Source organism: Thiothrix eikelboomii (assembly GCF_900167255.1).
Taxonomy (GTDB): domain Bacteria; phylum Pseudomonadota; class Gammaproteobacteria; order Thiotrichales; family Thiotrichaceae; genus Thiolinea; species Thiolinea eikelboomii.
In genome coordinates, this window is the sequence record NZ_FUYB01000001.1 from 373,594 (window position 1) to 394,744 (window position 21,151).

Below are 21,151 nucleotides of genomic sequence, written 5' to 3' on the forward strand. Positions count from 1 at the left end.
TCGTGGATAACATTCAGAATCTCCAAGTAGGCCTGCTGCTGTTTGCGACATAACACATTACTAACTTCGTTCAAGACTTGTGTGCTGATCTATGCATCTGACGCTTGAGCCGATTGCAGGGCAAGTGCTGCTTTCTCAGGTTCATCCTCTGAGTACAGATAAATCAACACATTGGAATCGAGGAAAACCCTAGCGAGCATTAGCATCCTCACGGTCGAAACGATAACCGTAGGTTTTCAAACTGATCGCATTAAACTGTTTCTTGATGGGCTGCGAGGCTGTCAGTGGTTGCAAACGGTTTTCGCGCATCAGTTTTTGCAAGCAGTCAAAGGTCAGACTAGGGTAAAGCTCAGCCAATCTGCCAATTTTCGCCCAATAATCCACTTGCCCACCTAAAGTACGCTGAAATATTTGCGCCTGTTGCCTTGCAGATTCGACAGTTTCATTGGAAAGCTTCACGCTGGTAGCCAGATTACCACCTATAGTCACTAAAAGTTACTGTTAGTAACTTAATCTTAGGTTGGCATCCTATTAACGTCAAGCTATAAGCCCCAGTCCTCCAGCTTAAGCAACATCTATCGCTCAAGCTTTTTCAAACCCCAGCTCCTTTAATTTGCGTGTCAGTGTGTTCCGCCCCCAACCCAATAATTCAGCCGCTTCAATCTTGCGCCCGCCGGTTTTATCGAGAGCAGCTTGCAGCAGGATACGTTCAAAAATCGGGTACATCTCATCCAGAAAAGCGGTTGAACCTTTGGCTAAACGGTGGCTGGCAAATTGGGCTAACGCTTTTTCCCAATCACCGGGGAGTTCAGCTTTAGATTGCTCACGCTCTTGCAACTCACTGGGTAAATCATCCATTACCACCTCTTGCCCAGAAGCCATCACCGTCAACCAACGACAGGTATTTTCTAATTGGCGTACATTGCCCGGCCACATTAAGCTTTGTAAATAAGCCGTGACTGCTGGAGACAGAACCTTCGCATCGACATGCAATTCTTCCGCTGCCCGCATCAGGAAAAACTTTAGCAACAGCGGAATATCCTCGCGGCGCTCGCGCAAGGGTGGATTGTGAATACGAATTACATTTAAACGATGGAATAAGTCCTCCCGAAATGAACCTTTACGAACTAACTCCTCTAGATTCTGGTGGGTGGCCGCAATAATGCGTACATCTACTTTAACCGGAGTATGCCCCCCTACTCGATAGAAAGTGCCTTCGGCTAAGACTCGCAATAAACGGGTCTGAAGCTCGGCGGGCATATCACCAATTTCATCTAAGAATAGAGTCCCTGTATCCGCTTGCTCAAAGCGGCCTTTGCGCTGTGCATACGCGCCGGTAAAGGCACCTTTTTCGTGTCCAAATAATTCAGACTCTAATAGCTCACTGGGAATAGCAGCGGTATTTAAGGCAATAAAGGGTTTATTAGCTCGTGGGCTATGCGTATGCAGGGCTTTAGCGACCAACTCCTTGCCTGTTCCAGACTCGCCAGTAATCAATACTGTAATACTCGATTTAGACAACCGCCCAATTGCACGAAAAACTTCCTGCATGGAAGGCGCCTTACCAATAATTTCTCCGGCTGCAAAACCACTATCAGTCGCCAGCTCACCCACGACTTGGGTGCGACTTTCTTGGCGCATCCGACACGCACGACGAACTAATTCGACCGCTTCATTGACATCAAACGGCTTGGGTAGATATTCAAACGCCCCTCCACGATAAGCCGATACGGCACTATCTAAATCTGAATGAGCCGTCATAATAATCACCGGCACATCAGGATGCCCTGTTTGCATTTTGGACAAGAGCGTCAGACCATCCGTGCCGGGCATACGAATATCCGTCAGGAGTACCTCCGGCTCTTCCATCCGTAAAGCCTGCAGCACTTGATCAGCCCCCTCAAAGCTACGTACCTTGATACCTGCTTTCTGCAAGGCGCGCTCTAAAACCCAACGAATCGAGCGGTCATCATCTGCGATCCAGATTTGCTCAGCCTGGTTGATTTCCATCAGTACCCTCTCCTCTGTCTAAGGGGATTAGAATCGAAAAGCAGGTGTAACCCGACACCGACTCACATTGAATTAAGCCCCCATGTTGACGCAGCAAAGCTTGAGCAATTGCCAGCCCCAATCCACTGCCATCGGCATGCCCACTCACCATAGGGAGAAAAATTTTATCTATTAAATGGGCAGGCACACCCTCACCGTCATCACAAATATCCGCTCGCAGCACAAGGCGATGCCGTCGCTGTTGAATCGTAAACTGCCGCAGTATCCGAGTACGCAGCCAAATCGTGCCACTCTCGCCTACTGCCCGCACGGCGTTATTCACAATATTTAAGCAAACTTGCACCAGCTGACCACGATCACCTAATAGCTCAGGAATACTCGGGTCATAGTCACGTATAAACCGCACATTGGCAGCTCCCTCAATTTCGACCAAGTTACGCACATATTCCAGCACTTCATGAATATTTACCGGCTCACGACAAGGCAACTTGCCCGGCCCTAACATGCCATTCACTAAATGCTTGAGGCGATCAGCTTCCGCAATAATAATCTGGGTATATTCTTTTAACTCTGGATTCTCAAGTTCCGCTTCCAATAATTGGGCAGCTCCCCGCAACCCCCCTAAAGGATTTTTGATCTCATGGGCGATTCCACGGACGAGTTCATGCACCGCCTGCTGCTGATTGAGAATCTGCTTCTCCCGCACGATGCGCATTTGCCGATCAACGCGCTGCATTTCTAGTAATAAACCGGTAATTTTGCGTGGCTCATATTCATAGACAGGGGTGATAATGCAATCGACCGTGATGGGCTGCTCATCTAGCAAATACATCACTTGCTCACGCACGGCTTGTGGCTCATTGAGTTGCCATGCAAGCCGCAATTGGGCATGAAAGACATCGCTATGCACCAAATAAGTGATATTACTACTGCGCATACGTTGCAAACTTTGCCCAAATAACATTTCAGCGGACTGATTCATATAAGCAACACACAAATCCGCGTCCAAAACGACCACTGCACAGGCCATCAAATCCATTAGATTATCGTCATTCATGCGTATTTGTTCCATGCGAGTTAAACTGCAAAATTAATGCCAAATAGGCGGATTACTCATCCACCGTCCTAAAGCTCAAGATCAGCCCACCTGAGTTTGCACTAAATAAGTGCAGCTCGGCGAGCTTCGCCTTAGTTTAGGGGTATTAGGCTGTACTCACTGTTTGAACAAGCGAGTTTAAAGCTCAGCGAGTTTGTTTCTTTTTAGCTAAACTCAGGCACAATAGCGCCCCTCACTGAACATAAGCATTGATACTTGTATGTTTTTATTATCCAAACATTGGCTGGTTTCGCTGATTATTATTTTCAGCTTAGGCTTTTCAACGCTGTCTGCCGCTGAACCCGCTTGGCAACAAGCACTGCCCACCCCCACGAAACCCAGTTTGAGTCGACTAGCAGGGTATCAGCAGGATTTATTTCAGTATTTTTTAAGCCGCTCTTTGCAGGGTAAAGGCAAGCAAGCCTTTCAAAAAGTCAGTCAGCGCGTAGCCAATAATATTACTTGGCGCAATCGGAAAGGGAATAATGCTTATCTAGCAGCTTATGAGCGCTCTTATCCCTTTATTAAAAAGGTCGATCTCCAGCAAATGCCGGCGATTATTCTCCTGATTCCCTATTTAGAATCACAATGGCAAGGCACACGCGGCGATCCTTCCGGCGATTATGGTTATTGGCAAATGGTACCTGAGGTGGTCGATGAGTTGCGCACCCTCGATCATGCCCCAAGTGGAATTAAAAAATCTAGCGCGAATACCATCCGCAGCAAAGCCTCGCTCAGCACTCAAGCGGCACAATTGCATTTACGCCGCTATTATTTCTATTTTGCTAAAGTCGCTCATCACTCAGAAACAGATGCTTGGCTATTGACGATGACTGCTTATAACTGGGGGGCAGGCAATGTTAAGCGCCTATTAGCTGACTTAGAAGCTAAAGGTATTAAGGCGAATTACTCCAACTTTTATCAAGCCTTATATAAAAAACAACGCGCTAATCCTGCTGACATTTCCCTACGTGCTGCGGTCGAATATGTACCGAGTCTTTGGCATATTGCGCAGATGTTGGATGACACTTACTAAACCCATGCAAACTTTAATCTTAGGCGGCGCCCGCTCCGGCAAAAGCCGTTATGCTGAACAACTGGCGCTGCAAAGCCAAAAGTCTGTGGTCTATATCGCCACGGCTCAAGCACAAGATGCAGAAATGCAGGCACGGATTGCCCATCACCAAGCTAGCCGTCCTGTTGAATGGCTGACCTTAGAAGAACCTTTGGCTTTAGCCGCTACGCTGGCGGCTTATGCTCAGCCAGAACGCCTGTTATTAGTCGACTGCTTAACGCTGTGGCTCACCAATCTACTCTGCCTTGAGGATAGCGAGCAGCGTTTAAACAGCGAGCTGCGGGCTCTCTATGCTTTATTGCCACAACTACCCGGTGAGCTGCTCTTGGTCAGTAATGAAACGGGCTTGGGAGTCGTGCCAATGGGCGAGCTGACCCGCCGTTATGTGGATGAGGCTGGGCGCATGCATCAGCACTTAGCTGCACAGGTGCAGCAAGTAATTTTTATGCTTGCAGGCTTGCCACAGGTATTGAAAACCCTTTAAACCGGTCGATAGCTAAAACTATACTGCGTCAGCTGTCGATAAACTTGCCCCGGTTCTAGCTCAGCACTGGGGAAATGCGCGTGATTGGGTGCGTCTGGCCACACTTGCGGCTCTAAAGCTAAGCCTGCATGAGCGGCATAACCGCCGTCTAAATACTGCCCATCATACAACTGCAAACCCGGCTCAGTGGTCACCAAGCGCATACTAACCCCTGTTTGCCCTTGTAAATAAGCGACTGGCCTTAACATCTGCCGGACTGATGCCGTACAAAAATTATGATCATATTGACTCTGCTGCCAATGAATCGGCTGGAGCTTGCGAAAATCAAAAGCAGTCTTGTCCACCGTGGCAATTTCCCCAGTCGGTATAGCCTCTGCATCCACGGGCAAATAATAATCGGCATGAATTTGTAATTGGTGATTTTGGATGCTGCCTGCACCGTCCAAATTGAAATAGCTATGGTGAGCGAAATTGCACAGCGTTGGCGCTGTGGTGGTAGCAGTGAATTCGACTTCTAAGGTCGCCGTTGCCAATAAGCGATAATGGAGAATTACGGTTAACTCTCCCGGAAAGCCCATCTGCCCATCCGCCAAACTAAGTTCTAAGCTTAGGCTAGACTGAGTATGAGCGATCACTGTCCACACCTGCCGATCAGTTCCCCTACTACCACCGTGTAATAAATGCTTACCTAGAAAATTGCGATCAAATTGATACATCTGCCCTGCGATCTTAGCCCGCCCCTGAGCAATCCGATTTGCAAAGCGTCCGACATTGCCACCGATATACGCTTGAGAATTCAAATAGCGGTTTAAGTCAGCAAAACCCAGTACTAGAGAATAAGGTAAGCCATCCAAGTGCAAATCCTGTAAAACCCCGCCCCAAGTTAAAACATGCGCTGTTAACCCACCCCCGCTTAACTCAAAGCGATAGATTGCTTTGCCCTCTGAATTGACTCCAAAACTTTGCATTGCCCTCTCCAAACCTTGCTCTAGCTGATTAATGTCGATTAATACTGCAATTAATCACTTTAGTAATGAAATAGTTAGTGCATGATCGCTAAAATTTGCTCTAGCTGCAGCTCTGCTTCTAAACTATCCGCTAAACGCTCTAGTTGCTGTTCACGAATCGCATTAATATCTATGCTTTGTGCAGCCTCTAAACCCGCCCAAGTTAACAGCGCCGTGACTGCAGCGGGTGAATCAAATAAGCCATGTAAATAGCTGGCAAAGATTTGATCGTCTGCTGACCGTGCGCCTTCGGGTTCACCCTCTAAATAAGTGGCTGGTCGCTCTAGGGCTTGGCCGACACTCTGACCGCAATGGATTTCATAGCCTTGTAAGACAATACTTGGATCAGAGGCTAGAACACCTCGGCGATTGATCAATTGCTTATTAGGATGTAAAACTGTCTCTAACTCTAATAAACCCAAGCCTTGATGATAGCAGGTCGTACCCTCAATCCCCTGTGGGTCATAAATACCTGTTCCCAGCATTTGCAGGCCACCACAAATTCCCATCAGCTTACCCCCATAGCGCAAATGCTGCTGAAGACGCGCTTCCCAACCTTGGGATCTCAGCCAATCTAAATCATAACCCGTATTTTTACTGCCCGGTAAAATAATCAAATCTGCTGCAGGGATAGGTTCGTTGTGACGGATATAACGAAAATCAAGCTGTGGATGTAAGCGCAATGGTTCGAAATCAGTGTGATTACTAATATGCGGCAAAACCGGAACAATCACCCGAAAACGAGCATCAGACCCCTGTTGCTCGGGCAAAGCATCTTCAGCATCTAAATGCAGCCCATGCAAATAAGGTAAAACACCGAGTACAGGCTTACCGGTATGCTTCTCTAACCAAGCCAAGCCGCTTTTCAGCAAACCTATATCCCCCCGAAAGCGATTGATCACGAAGCCTTTGATCCGTGCTTGCTCGGTCGGGCTTAATAAAGCTAAAGTTCCAACTAAATGTGCAAACACTCCACCACGATCAATATCCGCAATTAAAATCACCGGGCAATCCGCTGCCTCTGCAAAGCCCATATTAGCAATATCACCTGCCCGCAGATTAATTTCAGCAGGGCTACCAGCACCTTCTACCAAAATATAGGGATAGGCCTGTTTTAAACGTTCATAGGAGTCAAATACAGCTGCTGCAGCCTTAGGCTTATAGTGGTGATAATCCCAAGCCTCTAAATTAAGGAGGGCTTGCCCTTGCAAAATCACTTGTGCACCTGTATCGGTATTCGGCTTGAGCAAGACTGGATTCATGTGCACCGTTGGAGCAATCCCCGCTGCTTGCGCTTGCAAAGCTTGAGCGCGGCCAATTTCCCCACCATCAGCCGTCACTGCACTATTGAGTGCCATATTTTGTGGTTTAAACGGTGCAACACTTAAACCTCGCCGCTTAAAGACACGACACAAACCCGCGACTAAGGTGCTCTTACCCGCATCTGACGTACAACCTTGAACCATGAGTGTTGGCATGACACACCTTCATCCCTCTTAGTAAGCGCCCGACTATAGCAGAGTTTTCACCCATCCAGCTTCGACTAAAACCTTTGGATTGCTTTCAGTGCATCAAGCTGCCAACATGCCAATTTCTTAATCTAACTAGGGTAAACTATGAATTGGCTGGTGGCGTCTTGTGCAACTCCTAATCAACAGTTTCTTGCTTTAGCGCGGGCGCGCCAAGCTCAGCTCACCAAGCCACCACAAGCCTTGGGTACGTTGGAAACTATCGCGATTCGTTTAGCTGGGTTGCAAGCTTGCGAGCAGCCTTCCGTAGAACGGGTGCAGATCAGTATTTTTGCGAGTGATCATGGGATAGTGGCTGAAGGGGTATCTGCCTTTCCGCAAGCGGTCACGCAGCAAATGGTTGCCAATTTTTTACAAGGGGGTGCCGCGATTAGTGTATTGGCAAAATCGCTACAAGCTTCATTAGAAATTGTCGATGTTGGTATCCTTGAGCCATTATCCGAGCAAGCGGGCTTAGTAATCCAACGGGCGGGGGCTGGTACTGCTAATAGCCTGCAAACTGCCGCCATGACCTGTGAGCAAGTGCAGCTCGCCCTGCAAGCTGGCTATGCGGCGGCTGAACGCGCCTATAGCCACCAAGCTGAACTATTTATCGGGGGTGAAATGGGGATTGGCAATACAACCGCCGCGACTGTGTTGTATTGTGCTTTGCTAAATCTATCCCCTAGCACGATGACTGGAGCAGGAACAGGCTTAGATGCTGCAGGGATTGCGCATAAAACACAGGTGATTACCCAGATTCTGCAACGGCATGCGGCTTGTGGTCAGGATGCTTTAGCTTGGCTCACTTGTGCAGGGGGCTTTGAAATTGCCGCGCTCACAGGGGCTTATCTACGGGCAGCACAGTTGGGCTTACCGATTTTGCTCGATGGTTTTATCACAACTGCGGCGGCTTTGGTCGCGCTCAAACTACAACCAGCTCTTCAAGATTGGCTATTTCTATCCCATACCTCAGCGGAGCGCGGGCATCAATCAGCGATAACCGCTTTAGGTTTACAACCCTTATTAGATTTGAATTTGCGTTTAGGTGAAGGCAGTGGAGCAGCAATAGCCTTACCTATTATGCGCCAAGCCTGTCTTCTGCATAATCAAATGGCCACCTTTGCTGAGGCGGCGGTGGCTGGCAAACTTCGATGAGTATCACCTCTATTGATGTTCTGCGGCATGGCAAGGTTGTGACGCCGAATTTGTTTTGTGCCGCCTCGAATGAACCCTTAAGTGCAGTGGGTTGGCAACAATTACGACAGGCCACTCATGCTTATAAGCCTGATCAAATTCTCTGCTCACCGAGTTGGCGTTGCCTGCAGTTTGCAAAAGAACTCAGTACCGAACAAACCCTACCCTTGCATATTGAACCGCGTATTCAAGAAATGAATTTCGGCGATTGGATCGGTAAAAGCACCCAAGAACTCTGGGCAACCGACCCAACCGGCCTGCAACAACTGTGGACAGATCCATTAAGCTTTACTGCTCCTCAAGGCGAGAGCATGCTGGCTTTTATCCACCGAGTACAAGCAGCTTGGAATGATGTCACTCGGCTTTATGCAGGGCAGCGCATTCTGCTGGTCACTCACGGCGGGGTTATTCGGGTGCTTTTAGCGCAAACCTTAGGAATAAACTATGCTCAAACGCTCCGTTTCGAATTAGGCTATGGGCAAGCGGTGCGCTTTCATGTGTATGCCGATCATACTAGCAGTGTTTATGGTTTAGGCTTGGAGCAACTCCGATGCTAAAGCAGACATCAACTGCCTTTTTTCTCGCCGTATCGCTGCTCACCCGCGTGCCGACTCCAACCCTACCCACTTTGAGCGGTGCCGACTTTGGGCGTTCAGTTTTATTTTATCCCTTAGTCGGTGGGCTCATCGGTGGCCTGTTATGTTTACCGCTTTGGCTATTGCCCGAAGCCGAGCCTATCGTATTGGCAGCCATTTTAACAGTAATGTGGGCGGCGCTGACTGGAGGCTTACATTTAGATGGCGTAGCTGATAGCGCAGATGCTTGGTTGGGCGGCTTCGGTGATCTGGAAAAGACACATCGTATTCTCAAAGATCCGCTAGTCGGAGCAGCGGGGTCAATTGCGCTAAGTTCGACTTTATTACTGAAATTTGCCGCGTTAACTGTACTGATCAACCACCAACTGATCTGGCTTATTTTATTTGCACCCGTACTAGGGCGTAATTTTGTCGTGTTACTCTTGATCAGCACGCCTTATGTACGCACTCAGGGTTTGGCGAGTGCTGCTGTGAATAATTTGCCAAAAACACCCGCTATTTACTTAGCCCTGTTGGTCATGGGGATCGCAGGCGGGTTGGCTTGGCAAGGCCTAGTCTTGGCTTTAATCGTATTTTGGCGGTTGCGCCGTTTAATGCTGCAGCGTTTAGGCGGCTGTACCGGAGATACAGCCGGAGCTTGCGTAGAATTCGGTGAAGCAGCATGGCTCATCGGGATCGCATTGAGTTTATAAATCGACACCCTTTTGCGCTTGGACACCTGCGCGATAGGCATGCTTTTCATCACTGATGTCTGAAACCGTATCCGCCAAGCTTCGTAGCTCAGACGTTGCAGCCCGTCCTGTCACCACTAAATGCTGCATCGGTGGGCGGTTGACTAGCGCATCATACACGCGCTCAGCCTCCAGATATTTATAATTAATCAGATAAGTCAGCTCATCCAAGACCACTAAATCATAGCTAGGGTCGGTTAGCATTTGCTCTGCAATCAACCAACCCCGCTCTGAGGTCGCAATATCTTGAGCACGATCTTGGGTGTCCCAAGTGAAACCATCCCCCAACACATGCCAGTCCACGTTAGCCTGCTGGCTAAAAAAGGCTTCTTCGCCGGTATCGGTTCTACTTTTAATAAACTGCGCTACTCCGACCTTCATTCCATGCCCTAACGCACGCGCCACCATACCGAAGGCTGAGCTAGACTTACCCTTACCGTTGCCTGTTAGCAACACAAACACACCTTGGTCTTGATTCGCTTGGGCGATGCTAGCATCAATCGCTGCTTTTTTACGTTGCATCCGTTCTTTATGTCGCTGATTTCTCTCTAATTCGTCCATGTCTTGCCTCCTATTTGCTCAATGTCAACGTTTATACGGTTTAGTTCGTTCATAGGCTTACGGATAATATAAACTTTTGCGGAAAAGCCATAAAATTGTTAATGTGCACTTAAATTAAGCGTAGATTCATTCAATATAAATGGCTCGCAGGCCCCACAACCTGAAGCTTGAGTGTTCTGTATCATAAGCTGCCTTAATTTTAGCGTGTAGTTAAATCGCCCTAAGCTCTACAAAAACGCTAAAACCTTTTAACGGCAACTTTTTACATTAACGACTAAACTTTGGAATGATGGGGTCAATAATCCTGTCAAGGAGAAGGTATGGCATTTGGTAAAACAGGCATTGATTGGCGCTCAACGATTGCCGCCGTATGGCGATCAAATCGGCATTTTCTCAAGCCAATCACTCAGGTCGAGCTAATCGCACCGGATAGCCTGCTAGGCATTGATGAGCAGAAAGCTTTGTTATACAAAAACACAGAGAACTTTTTGCGTGGAAAGCCTTCGAGTCATGCGTTGCTTTGGGGCGCACGTGGAGTCGGTAAAACGACCTTAATCAAGACCTTACTGACTCGTTACCATAGTTACGGTTTGAGGATCATTGAAATACCCAAAGCGGATCTTCACTTATTACCTGACATCACCGATGATCTGCGTGAGCATCATCATCATTTTATTCTTTACTGTGACGATTTGACGTTTGAAGAGGGACAAACTGAGTATCGTCTACTAAAAAGCACAATGGAAGGAGCACTAGAAACGCCACCAACTAATGTGCTGATTTATGCCACCTCGAATCGCCGCGCTCTGCTACCTGCCCACATGGCCGCTAACTTAAATCGTGATCTACGATCTGAGCAAGCACCGGATGCAGATCATGAATACCTGTCATTAGCGGACTATTTTGGTTTATCACTGTCTTTTGCTCCTATGGATAAAGAGACTTATTTAGCCATTGTGGATCAACTTTTTAAAGGTAAAACCATTGACCGTAGTGCTTTGCATGAGGAAGCCTTACGGTTTGCAGCAGATCGAGGGGGCTATAGTGGACGTACCGCACGTCATTTTCTCACCCATTATCAAATATATATGTAAGAAAATTATGAAAACTACACATCTGCGCTTATCGGTAACGGCGCTTTTAGTTACCGCTTCAGTCGGTACAGCTTACGCTGAGCCTGCTGATGTTTGGTCTTCTAATGCACCGACTGTTGAAACAACGACTAAAGCTGTCGCTGCTTCTCCCGTTGTACCTATTGCTACTGCTCCAGCTCCGGTGGCCGTTCGCCCAGCGGTGGCAACAGCCAGTGCGCCCGTAGCAGCAATGCGCTCTAGCTATAACTATGGCTCAACGGCTAATGCGGGTGCAGCACTACCGAATGCGGTGAACGCTGCACCCACTGTTGCGGTGGATACTAGTCCGGTGCCACAAATGAGCCAACGTGATTTAGACGAACGCTTATGGTTGGCTGCTTTAGCTGGGAATCTAGCCATGATTAATGAGTTAGTCAGTCAAGGTGCAAACCCACGGATTGCCACACGTTACGGTGAAACCGCCATTCATGCGGCGGCGGCTCGAGGACATACGCAAATTATTGCTTTCCTTGCTCAACGTGGGGTCAATATCAATGCACGGACGAGCAATGGTTGGACAGCTTTGCATCATGCAGTACGCTTTGGACACGCGAATGTGGCGAACTATCTTGTACAAGCCGGTGCTAATCCTCGCGTCCCGACCAGTGACGTAGGGCAAAAAACACCGATTGATATTGCGATGGATAAAAACGACTTAAGGATGGCAAGAATTTTGGGCTATCAATAAGGTGCTGTTAAACTGGTGTTTTCCAATAACCCAAGAGTCTGGATATGAGACATATCAGTAAAGTGCTGCTTAGCTTATCGGCGGCTAGTTTGTTAATGGTCGGCTGTACCCAAGAGACGCAAAACCAAATTGGGCGTGCCATTAATAACTGGACAGGCACAAATGGTGTGCTAGAAGTGTATGCGGGTGACAAATTGGTTAGGCGTTTTGTCAAAATAGATAAATTGAGTACAGCTACAGGTACTAACTCAAGTGCTGACCGCCCTTACCGTTTTGGTAATGGCTATTTAGATGCCAACTTAAATGGGCTGGCCGATAAAGAAGAAAGCTATGTCTATTTTGAAATTAGCGACTATTCAACTCAGTACGTCTTCTACGAAGCACCTAAAGTAATGCCTGTTCAATAACTTGGTTCAATAGCCCCAATATTTAGGGCTTTTTATGCGCCCGTGGATGAGCTTGATCATACACGGCCGCTAAACGCTGAAAATCTAAGTGCGTGTAAATCTGCGTTGTGCCGATATTAACATGACCGAGCAATTCCTGTACGGCACGCAAATCGCTTGATGACTCTAATAAATGACTTGCACACGAATGGCGCAATTTATGCGGGTGTAAATGCTGGGCTAAGCCACGCTTCTCTTGCCAGTAAATCAAACGCGCCTGTACATTGCGCATACTAATACGACGACGTTGTTGGCTTACAAATAAAGCGGGTTCATCGGCATCGCATAAATCCCGGCGTAAGCTTAACCAAGCCCGCAAAGCCTCCACCGCTTGCCGACCAATCGGCAAATCACGCTCTTTTCCGCCTTTGCCATACACACGCATCATGCCTTGGCTTAAATCTAAGCTATTCACATTTAAATTCACCAACTCTGCTAAGCGCACTCCTGAGGAATAAAATAACTCCATCATGGCGCAATCCCGCACTTCTAAAGCCCCTTCAGGATCAGCGGCTAGCAAATAATCTAATTGATCCGTATTGAGAATTTCAGGTAGATGCGGCGGCGTTTTAGGCACAGGGACATCCACGCAAGGATTGGCATGGACTAAGTTTTCACGCAGTAGAAACTGATAAAAGCGGCGCAGTGATGAAAGTTTACGTCGTAAGCTGCGACTGCCTAAGCCACGCCGTCGCAAAGCACTGATCCAATCACGAATATGAAAAGCTTTCACTTGAGTCACTTCAGGTGCTGGCTTGAGCTGTTCCAACCACTGGATAAAATCACCCAAATCCTGCTGATAAGCAGACAGGGTTAATGGCGAATATCGTTTTTCGCTTTGTAGATAATGCTGATAACGCTCAAAAACTGCTAAATCCATGCCTTAAGAATGACTCGATTCCAGCGAGGGGTCAACCCAAGCTTCTAAATGCAAGGATAAAGCCCGTGATACCAAATCACCCAACTGGCTAATGAATAAAGTCCCCATCGCCGGATGGAAGCGATCTTCATGCTCACTGCCTAAGGCTAAGACCCCAATCTTGCGAGCTTCGAATAAGGGAATCAGTACAGCTGACTTAATAGTGGTGTTCTCTTCGCCAAATAAAAAGATTTGCTGCTTAGGTCGTAAGCGTCCACAAACGGGTTGGCGCTTTTGGAATAGACCTGCCATCTGTTTTAACGCACGGTCTTCAGGATCAATGAAATGCAAGCTGCTGTCCCCCGATTGCCCCCGACCAATTAGACGTAAGACCACGCTATCGGCATCAAATTCGGAACACATTAAATCGCGGCAAGTCGCCACCACATCATCTAAGCTGTCACAAGTCATTAACTCCAAAGCTAAATGATGTAGGCTAACGACAACACGCTCACTTTCACGCGCAGCACGTAGCATATCCTCCATTTGCCGTGACAGCTGTGCTTGTCGATCACGTTGGCGCTGCACTAAATGTTCTAATAAAGAAACGGCCTCGCCCGTGTGTCGATGGGGAATAAATAAACCATCCAGAAGTTCTTCATGTTCTTGGAAAAAATCATGATTTGCACGGAGGTAAGCAGCTACCTGCTCGGCAGTCATATCGTCTGCGTCTAATTTTGTGCTCATACTGTCACTGTACCTGTATAAACGGTCGTTGCAGGCCCTGTCATATAAACAGGTTGTCCCTCGCCTTGCCATGCAATTTGCAAACGCCCACCGGGTAAATCCACTTGAACTTGCTCTGCAAGTAACCCCTGCAAACGCCCTGCTACCACAGCAGCACAAGCCCCCGTTCCACAAGCCCGAGTTTCCCCCGTTCCTCGCTCGAAGACTCGTAAACGAATCTGCTGAGGGTTAATGACCTGCATAAAACCGACATTAACACGCTTAGGAAATAGCGGATGTGACTCTAAACTAGCCCCTAATGACTCCACGGGTGCGGCTTGCGTATCTGCGACTTGTAGCACAGCATGTGGATTACCCATCGACACGGCTGCGAACTGCACAGCATCTTGCCCTAGGTCCACAGTATAGAGCATTTGGCGCGCTTGGAAAATGAATGGAATTTCAGCAGGCTCTAAGCGCGGTATTCCCATATTAACGGTAACCTGCCCATCGGCTGTTAACTCTAAGACAATCCGTCCAGATTCAGTCATAACTGGAATCCGTGTCTTTTGGGTTAGCCCTTGCTCGTAGACAAAACGCGCAAAACAGCGCGCTCCGTTACCACAATGCTCTACCTCACTGCCGTCGGCATTAAAAATTCGATAGCGAAAATCCGCATCATCTCCCGCATGAGGCTCAACCAACAGTAACTGATCAAAGCCAATCCCTTCATGGCGGTCAGCTAATTGCCGGACTAGTTGCTCATTAAAATCGAGTGGCTGATTAATGGCATCAAACACCGCGAAATCATTGCCTAAGCCATGCATTTTGGTAAAACGGATTGACTGCGCTAGCATCTGTGCCCCTTGTTTAAGCGAGTATATTAGTATACAAATATATAGCGATAAAGCGATATTGCTGCTATATTAGCAATACGTTATATAGCGTTTTACCCATCATTTTAATCGAAATCAGGAGAGGAAAATGACCGATTTCAACACAGAGCTGGACGCACGTGGCCTTAATTGCCCTTTGCCCATTCTGCGCACCAAGAAAGCAATGACTGGCATGACAGCGGGCGATGTCTTAAAAATAGTCGCAACTGATCCCGGTTCTGTCAAGGACATGGAAGCCTATGCCAAGCAAACCGGCAATGAATTAGTCGGTAGCACAGAAAATAATGGCGAATATACCTTCTATATCAAGAAAAACTAAGCATTTAGTTTTGCATGCTATACCTTAAAAGGCACGCCTTTGTGCCTTTTTCATATTGGGCGTTATAATACGCCATGAACAAATACGCCCACCTTCACCAAGTCCTCGCCCAACGCCAACAGCAATCCCTATACCGCCGCGCTCGTATCACTGATGGCCCTCAACAGCCTATCATGCAAGTGAATGGCAGACCGATGCTGGCTTTCTGCAGCAATGATTATTTAGGCTTAGCCAACCATCCCGAGGTCATCAAAGCTTTTCAGCAAGCTGCCAATCAATACGGTGTCGGTAGTGGTGCTGCCCACTTGGTTAATGGGCATTCGCGTTTGCATCAGCAACTTGAAGAAGCGCTAGCTGAATTCACTAAACGGGAACGAGCCTTATTATTTTCTACTGGTTATATGGCAAATTTAGGGCTGGTGGCTGCTTTAGCCGAACGCCCAGATACGATTTATCAAGACCGGCTCAATCATGCTTCTTTATTAGATGCGGCTCGGTTATCTAGTGCAAAACGAGTCCGTTATCCACATAAAGATACCCAGCAACTCGCCAAGCGGTTAGAGGCACAAAGTACCGGACAAAAAGTGATAGTCACGGATGGTGTATTTAGCATGGATGGCGATACTGCCCCAGTTAAAACCTTAGCGAGCTTAGCCAAGCAGCATGAGGCTTGGCTCATCGTGGACGATGCACATGGTTTGGGATTCTTAGGTGAGACTGGGGCAGGTTTATTAGAAGCTGAACACTTAGCTCAAGACGATGCAATCTTAATGGGTACACTCGGTAAAGCTCTTGGCACAGCAGGCGCTTTCGTAGCAGCCAGTGCTGATTTAATTGAATTTTTGATTCAAACCGCACGCCCTTATATTTATACCACTGCCCAACCGCCTGCGATAGCTGCTGCCAGTTTAGCTAGCCTAAAACTAGTGCAAACCGAAAACGGGCGGCGCGAGCATCTCAAGGAATTAATTCAAGTTTTTCGCCAAGGGGCTGAGCAATTAGGCTTAGCTTTAATGCCCTCAACTACTCCAATTCAACCCATTATTATCGGTGAAAATGCTAAAACCTTGGCTATGAGTCAGCAATTAGAGCAATTAGGTATTTTGATTACTGCAATTCGCCCCCCCACCGTCCCTGCAAATACTGCACGCTTACGCATTACTTTGTCAGCCGCCCATAGTCAAGAGCAAGTCGAATTTTTATTAGCAGCCTTAGAACAGGTCATTCAGTCACAGACGCCAATACCCTAGACAAAGCTATTTACAAAACTCGAAAAGTATACTAAACCACTAGTGTAGCACGGGCTTGCGTGCGCATTTCTATTTGATACCCCACCCTCAGGAGCTGAATTGATGAGTACTTTAGTGGCTGTTGCTTTTGCTGATGAAAAAATGGCGTTCGATATGCGTGAAAAATTGGTGTCGATGCAAAAAGAATATCTAATTGAAATGGAAGATGCGGTGGTTGTTACTAAAAATGCTGAAGGTAAAGTCAAACTCCATCAAGCCGTTAACTTAACCGCAGCGGGTGCTGTCGGTGGAACTTTTTGGGGAATGTTAATCGGGATGTTATTTTTAAACCCCTTACTCGGTGCAGCTGTGGGTGCTGGTACAGGTGCATTAACCGGCGCTTTAACGGATATTGGCATTGATGATAAGTTCATGAGTGAGCTAGCGAAGTCAATGGAATCGGGGCATGCGATGTTATTCGTCCTAGTACGGCGTGCAACCACTGATAAAGTCTTAGAAGGCTTAAAAGGTTTCCAAGGCACGATTATTCAAACCTCGCTGGCTAAAGACCAAGAAGAGCAATTGCGTCAAGTTTTATCCACCCCTGCTGTCCAAGCTTATATTGAAGCCCAGCAAGCAGCTCCAGCAGCTCCAGCAGCTCCAGCAGCTCCAGCAGCTCCAGCAGCTCCAGCAGCTCCAGCAGAAACTAATACATCTGCGCCGGCTATTAACACTCCTTCACAATAATCACGGAATTGTCACAAAGCTGCGTAAAAATAATGTTTGAATGGGCTAATCAACCCCAACCTTTCAATTTTGCATTAAGAGTAATACATTATGAGTACAATTTTAGCTAGCCCTCTCGCAGAGTCTAATGCTCAAATAACACGTGTCACTTCCAATTGGTATTGGTATGTTATCGCAGGTATTGTGTTCTTAATCGGTGGCTTTATCGGTATCAGCAAACCCGTAATTGCCTCTTTAACTGTTGAAACCATGACAGCTATCTTTTTTATTGTGGGCGGTTTATTACAGGCTTTTCAATTATTCCGTGCTAATAAGACCTCTTCTTTTATTTGGGCCTTATTATTAGGTTTACTATTTATTGCCCTCGGTATCGTTTTGTTACGTAATCCAGTTGCAGGTTTATTTAGCCTGACAATTGTAGCAGCGGCTTTAATCGGTGCTTCAGGCGTTGTTAAATTGGTTTATGCTTTTAAACTGCGCCCTTTAAGTGGTTGGATCTGGATGTTAATTTCAGGGATTATTTCGCTTATATTGGCTTTTATAATTTTCACTAATATGGCTGCAAGTGCTGCAATAACTTTAGGTATCCTGTTATCAGTTGAGTTGATTAGCAGCGGTATTTGGCTGCTGCTAATCGGCTTCAGCTTTAGAAAAATTAACAAGGAATTATCAGCTCACTAATCTTTATAATCTTCAACCGCCCCATTGCTAGATAATAGAATCGCAATGGGGCGAGTCGTTGGGCTTGCGGAGAGTAGTAACATAATAATCACCATAATGGGTACACTTAAAATCATCCCGGTAATTCCCCAAATTGCACCCCAAACAGCCAAAGCAAGAATAATGACTAAACCACTTAAATTGAGTTTACTCCCCATTAAATAGGGTTCAAGAATATTACCGATACTAAACTGAATGGTAGTCAATACAATAGTAACCCCTAAAAAAGGCAAATAACTATCGAACTGCACCAATGATAATAAGGCGGGGAAAACCACTGCAATTAAAGAGCCAATTGTTGGAATATAATTTAATAAAAAGGTGATAAATCCCCAAAATGCGGGGTAATTTACATCAAAAATGGATAAAACTGTATAACAAAGCACGCCAGTTAAAATACTGACAAAGGTTTTTACCGTTAGATAAGTGCGAATACTCTCATCCAGACGATCCAAAGTGGTATTGACTCGGGTACGCTGTTGCGGATCAGTAAATAAGGCAATGATTTTTTTAGGCAGCGCGGCTTGCTCGGACACAATAAAGATAATATAAATCACGACCAATGAGGCAATGCCCAAAAAACCACTCACCGCACTCACCACCCAACTCACTAAACGCTCCAAATTAAATAAATCATTGAAACGGCTCATATCCAGTTTCATATCTGACGAAAACAGACTCAACATATAATTTATCTTTGCCTCAATGCGAAGCTGATAACTCGGTGCATCTTTAGCTAAAGCCAGCGCATTCGTAGCGATCATATCCATTACAAATAACATGAGCAGAATAGAAATAGCTAAGGCGAGTAAGACAGCAATCATCCGTGGCACATGAAAACCACCGAAGGAAATACTTTGAAAATAACGGGCGACGGTATCCAAGACATACCAGATAACAATCGCAATAATTAATGGAATTAAAATATCGCGCCCAATGACTAACAGCCAACCCAAAATACAGATTAAAAACAGGCCTGCTGTGATGTTGACTAGGCGATTATTTAGTAAACCTTGTGGCATAAGCTATCCCCAGCTTTTTGAGAAACAGCCTTAATTATAGCGAAATTGAATTAATTTGCTCGGCTACTAAAATGCCCTAATTGTTCTAATAAAATCGTCGCATAAGCCCCCGGCGGCAAACTAAAGCTTAAACGCACAGAAGTCGCAGATAAGGCGGTCAACTGAAGCTCATTCACTTTAATCCGCAAAGCACGACGCTCTTGTTTTAGGCCGTGCTTTTCCAAGCCTGCACAAAAAATCGGAAATTGCGCAGCTTGAGTGGCTTCCAACTCACCTACCCCCGCTTGCGTAGCTAACTCACCGCGTCCCCATAGCACACCTGTTGGATGCAAATCTAAAGCGGCTAAACGGGTCGTTAATTCAGGGCTAGCATCATCTGCAAACCATGCACTCCCACCTTCAAACATAAAGACATCACCTTCCATACGCTGATCCCAAGTTTGCTGTTGGATGCGAGCTGAAAGAACATGATTAAAAATCCAAGAACGGGCTGCCGATAAATACAAACTGCGTTGATTACGTTGCTTGGGCATAAAACCACCCTCAAACCAACGCTCAGCCTTGGTGAGATTGCCCATATTGTGTCCAAACCGTTGTTCACCATAATAATTTGGCAAACCACGCTGGCTAATCTCTACACAAATTGCCTGTGCAGCGGCTAAATCACCCGAGCAATCCTGTAAATTGAGAATAAATTGATTGCTCAACAAAGCACCTCGACGTAGTTTTTTGTCGTGCCGCTGCTGATAGAGAATCTCGATTTCTGGAGGTAAATCCGCAAAATTAGGGTCAGCTTTCCCCGGCAGTTGCAGACTAAACCATTGAGTGGTCACAGCATGGCGATCTTTTAAGCCAGCATAACCTACCTCACTGGCAGGGATTTGTGCACACCTTGCTAATTGACCAGCTACCCAATCAGTATTTGCGCCCGTTTTACGGACTTGTAACCACAGATGCTCACCCGCCCCGGAAAGGTCTATATCCATCTGCTCATTGACTATGAAATCCTCAGGTTTTACCCGAAACTGCCCTTTCAGTGGGGCTGAATAAGCGCGGGCAAAAGCCGCCATCGTAAAAGGAGTCGTCATCAATTTACTCTACCTGTACCAAGACCAAGCTTAAAGTTAACAGGCTAGCATGCAATAGGGCACTAGCAATGGTCATTTTAATCGCAGTGGTTAGACGGGCAGGGTGAAGTGCATAGCGCTTGAGTAAAATCGCCGCACTGATCGCTAAACCCAAAGGTAAAAGACTGATAATAGCCAAGCTAGGCAAGAACTGATTGATGATCAAACTCACTAAAATAACGAAGGCTAATAAAACATTGCCCACATAAATCCACGCTGCAGGCAAAGCACCAAAGCGAACCACCCAATGGTATTTACCACTCGCTGCATCAGCCTTAGCATCAGGAAATTGATTAATCAATAAAATATTCATCGCCAATAAGCCAAGCGGTAAACTAATCACACAAGGATACCAAGCTAACTGGCTGGTTTGCACATACCAAGCCCCTAGCGGCGTGAGCAAGCCAATACCCAAAGCCACCGCTGGCTCGCCTAAACCACGGCTATTCAATTGCAAGGGCGGTGCAGAATAACCCCAACCGACTAAAAAACCGGCTAAACCAATCCAAAACAAACCCCAACCGGTTTGCCAGACTAAGATTAAACCCAGCAGGCTAGCCACAGCAAGCAACCAGCAGGCCCATTGAAAACTTGCCTTAGCGCTTAAAACCTGATTCTGAATAAAGCGACTTCCTCCTGTGAAGGGGTAAATCCGCTCAGTATTAAGCCGATCTGTACCATTTTGCTCATCGTAATAATCATTGATCACGTTCACACTTGCATGAATCAGCATCATCGCCAGCACGCTTAAGATAAACAAACCCCAGTTAAATTCATGGCCTTGGTAACTTGCCGCAGCAGCCCCCACACAAACAGGCAAAATGCTCACCCCTAAAAAAGCGGGGCGAGTGGCGAGGCTATAACGCAGGAGCGGCGACTGCTTGAGGAGAGCTTGAGTAGGTTCTTGTGGCATCGCAAATATAAAAGCTAATTAAGACCGCTTCACTCTAAGCTATTTTCCGTTATCATCCCAC

At 46.7% G+C, this 21,151-nt stretch carries 24 protein-coding genes; 12 read left to right on the forward strand and 12 right to left on the reverse strand.

What is annotated here, in order from left to right:
• Positions 1–189 precede the first annotated feature (189 nt).
• The 3 genes from B5D50_RS01755 to glnL all read right to left on the reverse strand — a co-directional run bounded on the left by B5D50_RS01755 (position 190) and on the right by glnL (position 3,082).
• On the reverse strand, positions 190–459 hold the full coding sequence (locus B5D50_RS01755) for a TA system antitoxin ParD family protein (RefSeq protein WP_159448545.1): 270 nt from the start codon (positions 457–459) through the stop codon (positions 190–192).
• 123 nt (positions 460–582) lie between these two features.
• The gene (gene ntrC / locus B5D50_RS01760; protein WP_078920854.1) at positions 583–2,010 is read right to left on the reverse strand and encodes a nitrogen regulation protein NR(I); all 1,428 of its coding nucleotides are present in this window, start codon (positions 2,008–2,010) and stop codon (positions 583–585) included.
• On the reverse strand, positions 1,991–3,082 hold the full coding sequence (gene glnL, locus B5D50_RS01765; RefSeq protein WP_078920855.1) for a nitrogen regulation protein NR(II): 1,092 nt from the start codon (positions 3,080–3,082) through the stop codon (positions 1,991–1,993). The genes ntrC and glnL overlap by 20 nt, the downstream gene beginning before the upstream one ends.
• 244 nt (positions 3,083–3,326) lie before the next feature.
• Between glnL and B5D50_RS01770 the strand changes: the two genes are divergently transcribed.
• Both B5D50_RS01770 and cobU read left to right on the forward strand, forming a co-directional pair.
• Positions 3,327–4,142: a transglycosylase SLT domain-containing protein gene (locus B5D50_RS01770; RefSeq protein WP_078920856.1), complete on the forward strand. Its 816-nt coding sequence runs from the start codon at positions 3,327–3,329 to the stop codon at positions 4,140–4,142.
• Positions 4,129–4,665, forward strand: a complete 537-nt coding sequence (gene cobU, locus B5D50_RS01775; protein WP_327192670.1) for a bifunctional adenosylcobinamide kinase/adenosylcobinamide-phosphate guanylyltransferase — start codon at positions 4,129–4,131, stop codon at positions 4,663–4,665. The genes B5D50_RS01770 and cobU overlap by 14 nt, the downstream gene beginning before the upstream one ends.
• Here the strand turns inward: cobU and B5D50_RS01780 are convergent.
• Entirely contained in the window at positions 4,662–5,633 is a 972-nt protein-coding gene (locus tag B5D50_RS01780; RefSeq protein ID WP_078920857.1) for an aldose epimerase family protein, read from the reverse strand. The two genes, cobU and B5D50_RS01780, sit on opposite strands and share 4 nt — an antisense overlap.
• A 74-nt stretch (positions 5,634–5,707) precedes the next feature.
• Entirely contained in the window at positions 5,708–7,150 is a 1,443-nt protein-coding gene (locus B5D50_RS01785) for a cobyric acid synthase (protein WP_078920858.1), read from the reverse strand.
• Positions 7,151–7,288: 138 nt separating this feature from the next.
• On the opposite strand from B5D50_RS01785, the gene cobT reads away from it, so the two are divergent.
• Genes cobT through B5D50_RS01800 form a run of 3 tightly spaced genes read left to right on the forward strand, consistent with a single transcriptional unit; the run spans position 7,289 to position 9,665 of the window.
• Positions 7,289–8,338 (forward strand): nicotinate-nucleotide--dimethylbenzimidazole phosphoribosyltransferase, encoded by a 1,050-nt coding sequence (gene cobT, locus B5D50_RS01790; protein WP_078920859.1) that lies wholly within the window; start codon positions 7,289–7,291, stop codon positions 8,336–8,338.
• Positions 8,335–8,934 (forward strand): histidine phosphatase family protein, encoded by a 600-nt coding sequence (locus B5D50_RS01795; protein WP_078920860.1) that lies wholly within the window; start codon positions 8,335–8,337, stop codon positions 8,932–8,934. The genes cobT and B5D50_RS01795 overlap by 4 nt, the downstream gene beginning before the upstream one ends.
• Positions 8,928–9,665, forward strand: a complete 738-nt coding sequence (locus tag B5D50_RS01800) for an adenosylcobinamide-GDP ribazoletransferase (protein WP_078920861.1) — start codon at positions 8,928–8,930, stop codon at positions 9,663–9,665. Before B5D50_RS01795 ends, B5D50_RS01800 begins: the two co-directional genes overlap by 7 nt.
• On the opposite strand, the gene cobO is transcribed toward B5D50_RS01800, so the two are convergent.
• The gene (gene cobO, locus B5D50_RS01805; RefSeq protein WP_078920862.1) at positions 9,660–10,265 is read right to left on the reverse strand and encodes a cob(I)yrinic acid a,c-diamide adenosyltransferase; all 606 of its coding nucleotides are present in this window, start codon (positions 10,263–10,265) and stop codon (positions 9,660–9,662) included. The genes B5D50_RS01800 and cobO overlap by 6 nt on opposite strands.
• 320 nt (positions 10,266–10,585) lie before the next feature.
• On the opposite strand from cobO, the gene B5D50_RS01810 reads away from it, so the two are divergent.
• Genes B5D50_RS01810 through B5D50_RS01820 form a run of 3 tightly spaced genes read left to right on the forward strand, consistent with a single transcriptional unit; the run spans position 10,586 to position 12,493 of the window.
• Positions 10,586–11,359 carry an ATP-binding protein gene (locus B5D50_RS01810; RefSeq protein WP_078920863.1) on the forward strand — a complete coding sequence of 258 codons (774 nt, stop codon included), beginning with the start codon at positions 10,586–10,588 and terminating at the stop codon, positions 11,357–11,359.
• A 7-nt stretch (positions 11,360–11,366) separates the two neighbouring features.
• Positions 11,367–12,086, forward strand: a complete 720-nt coding sequence (locus B5D50_RS01815; RefSeq protein WP_159448546.1) for an ankyrin repeat domain-containing protein — start codon at positions 11,367–11,369, stop codon at positions 12,084–12,086.
• Positions 12,087–12,130: 44 nt separating this feature from the next.
• The gene (locus B5D50_RS01820; RefSeq protein ID WP_078920865.1) at positions 12,131–12,493 is read left to right on the forward strand and encodes a hypothetical protein; all 363 of its coding nucleotides are present in this window, start codon (positions 12,131–12,133) and stop codon (positions 12,491–12,493) included.
• A 22-nt stretch (positions 12,494–12,515) separates the two neighbouring features.
• Here B5D50_RS01820 and xerC read toward each other — a convergent pair whose 3' ends face one another.
• Genes xerC through dapF form a run of 3 tightly spaced genes read right to left on the reverse strand, consistent with a single transcriptional unit; the run spans position 12,516 to position 14,974 of the window.
• Entirely contained in the window at positions 12,516–13,412 is an 897-nt protein-coding gene (gene xerC / locus B5D50_RS01825) for a tyrosine recombinase XerC (RefSeq protein ID WP_078920866.1), read from the reverse strand.
• Between the two features lie 3 nt (positions 13,413–13,415).
• Complete coding sequence (locus tag B5D50_RS01830) at positions 13,416–14,138, reverse strand: DUF484 family protein (RefSeq protein WP_078920867.1); 723 nt, start codon at positions 14,136–14,138, stop codon at positions 13,416–13,418.
• Entirely contained in the window at positions 14,135–14,974 is an 840-nt protein-coding gene (gene dapF, locus B5D50_RS01835) for a diaminopimelate epimerase (RefSeq protein WP_200807007.1), read from the reverse strand. Before dapF ends, B5D50_RS01830 begins: the two co-directional genes overlap by 4 nt.
• Before the next feature lie 127 nt (positions 14,975–15,101).
• Between dapF and B5D50_RS01840 the strand changes: the two genes are divergently transcribed.
• From B5D50_RS01840 to B5D50_RS01855, 4 genes are all read left to right on the forward strand, one after another.
• Complete coding sequence (locus B5D50_RS01840; RefSeq protein WP_078920868.1) at positions 15,102–15,332, forward strand: sulfurtransferase TusA family protein; 231 nt, start codon at positions 15,102–15,104, stop codon at positions 15,330–15,332.
• Positions 15,333–15,406: 74 nt separating this feature from the next.
• Complete coding sequence (gene bioF / locus B5D50_RS01845) at positions 15,407–16,582, forward strand: 8-amino-7-oxononanoate synthase (RefSeq protein ID WP_078920869.1); 1,176 nt, start codon at positions 15,407–15,409, stop codon at positions 16,580–16,582.
• A gap of 102 nt (positions 16,583–16,684) precedes the next feature.
• Entirely contained in the window at positions 16,685–17,308 is a 624-nt protein-coding gene (locus B5D50_RS01850) for a DUF1269 domain-containing protein (RefSeq protein WP_078920870.1), read from the forward strand.
• A 90-nt stretch (positions 17,309–17,398) separates the two neighbouring features.
• On the forward strand, positions 17,399–17,989 hold the full coding sequence (locus tag B5D50_RS01855; RefSeq protein ID WP_078920871.1) for an HdeD family acid-resistance protein: 591 nt from the start codon (positions 17,399–17,401) through the stop codon (positions 17,987–17,989).
• Here the strand turns inward: B5D50_RS01855 and B5D50_RS01860 are convergent.
• Genes B5D50_RS01860 through B5D50_RS01870 form a run of 3 tightly spaced genes read right to left on the reverse strand, consistent with a single transcriptional unit; the run spans position 17,986 to position 21,090 of the window.
• A complete protein-coding gene (locus B5D50_RS01860; protein WP_078920872.1) occupies positions 17,986–19,050 on the reverse strand; it encodes an AI-2E family transporter in 1,065 nt (354 codons plus the stop codon). The genes B5D50_RS01855 and B5D50_RS01860 overlap by 4 nt on opposite strands.
• A gap of 50 nt (positions 19,051–19,100) precedes the next feature.
• Positions 19,101–20,138, reverse strand: coding sequence for a tRNA pseudouridine(13) synthase TruD (gene truD, locus B5D50_RS01865; RefSeq protein WP_078920873.1), 1,038 nt, complete (start codon positions 20,136–20,138; stop codon positions 19,101–19,103).
• Between the two features lie 4 nt (positions 20,139–20,142).
• Positions 20,143–21,090, reverse strand: a complete 948-nt coding sequence (locus B5D50_RS01870; protein WP_078920874.1) for a prenyltransferase — start codon at positions 21,088–21,090, stop codon at positions 20,143–20,145.
• Positions 21,091–21,151 lie beyond the last annotated feature (61 nt).

Bases quoted from the DNA above. Each gene is read 5' to 3' on its own strand.
- glnL (WP_078920855.1), bottom strand. From the start codon at position 3,082: ATGGAACAAATACGCATGAATGACGATAATCTAATGGATTTGATGGCC.
- B5D50_RS01800 (WP_078920861.1), top strand. From the start codon at position 8,928: ATGCTAAAGCAGACATCAACTGCCTTTTTTCTCGCCGTATCGCTGCTC.
- cobT (WP_078920859.1), top strand. From the start codon at position 7,289: ATGAATTGGCTGGTGGCGTCTTGTGCAACTCCTAATCAACAGTTTCTT.
- bioF (WP_078920869.1), top strand. From the start codon at position 15,407: ATGAACAAATACGCCCACCTTCACCAAGTCCTCGCCCAACGCCAACAG.
- xerC (WP_078920866.1), bottom strand. From the start codon at position 13,412: ATGGATTTAGCAGTTTTTGAGCGTTATCAGCATTATCTACAAAGCGAA.
- B5D50_RS01815 (WP_159448546.1), top strand. From the start codon at position 11,367: ATGAAAACTACACATCTGCGCTTATCGGTAACGGCGCTTTTAGTTACC.
- ntrC (WP_078920854.1), bottom strand. From the start codon at position 2,010: ATGGAAATCAACCAGGCTGAGCAAATCTGGATCGCAGATGATGACCGC.
- B5D50_RS01850 (WP_078920870.1), top strand. From the start codon at position 16,685: ATGAGTACTTTAGTGGCTGTTGCTTTTGCTGATGAAAAAATGGCGTTC.
- B5D50_RS01785 (WP_078920858.1), bottom strand. From the start codon at position 7,150: ATGCCAACACTCATGGTTCAAGGTTGTACGTCAGATGCGGGTAAGAGC.
- B5D50_RS01840 (WP_078920868.1), top strand. From the start codon at position 15,102: ATGACCGATTTCAACACAGAGCTGGACGCACGTGGCCTTAATTGCCCT.
- dapF (WP_200807007.1), bottom strand. From the start codon at position 14,974: ATGCTAGCGCAGTCAATCCGTTTTACCAAAATGCATGGCTTAGGCAAT.
- B5D50_RS01820 (WP_078920865.1), top strand. From the start codon at position 12,131: ATGAGACATATCAGTAAAGTGCTGCTTAGCTTATCGGCGGCTAGTTTG.
- B5D50_RS01855 (WP_078920871.1), top strand. From the start codon at position 17,399: ATGAGTACAATTTTAGCTAGCCCTCTCGCAGAGTCTAATGCTCAAATA.
- B5D50_RS01810 (WP_078920863.1), top strand. From the start codon at position 10,586: ATGGCATTTGGTAAAACAGGCATTGATTGGCGCTCAACGATTGCCGCC.
- B5D50_RS01795 (WP_078920860.1), top strand. From the start codon at position 8,335: ATGAGTATCACCTCTATTGATGTTCTGCGGCATGGCAAGGTTGTGACG.
- truD (WP_078920873.1), bottom strand. From the start codon at position 20,138: ATGACGACTCCTTTTACGATGGCGGCTTTTGCCCGCGCTTATTCAGCC.
- B5D50_RS01830 (WP_078920867.1), bottom strand. From the start codon at position 14,138: ATGAGCACAAAATTAGACGCAGACGATATGACTGCCGAGCAGGTAGCT.
- B5D50_RS01860 (WP_078920872.1), bottom strand. From the start codon at position 19,050: ATGCCACAAGGTTTACTAAATAATCGCCTAGTCAACATCACAGCAGGC.
- B5D50_RS01780 (WP_078920857.1), bottom strand. From the start codon at position 5,633: ATGCAAAGTTTTGGAGTCAATTCAGAGGGCAAAGCAATCTATCGCTTT.
- B5D50_RS01870 (WP_078920874.1), bottom strand. From the start codon at position 21,090: ATGCCACAAGAACCTACTCAAGCTCTCCTCAAGCAGTCGCCGCTCCTG.
- B5D50_RS01770 (WP_078920856.1), top strand. From the start codon at position 3,327: ATGTTTTTATTATCCAAACATTGGCTGGTTTCGCTGATTATTATTTTC.
- cobO (WP_078920862.1), bottom strand. From the start codon at position 10,265: ATGGACGAATTAGAGAGAAATCAGCGACATAAAGAACGGATGCAACGT.
- cobU (WP_327192670.1), top strand. From the start codon at position 4,129: ATGACACTTACTAAACCCATGCAAACTTTAATCTTAGGCGGCGCCCGC.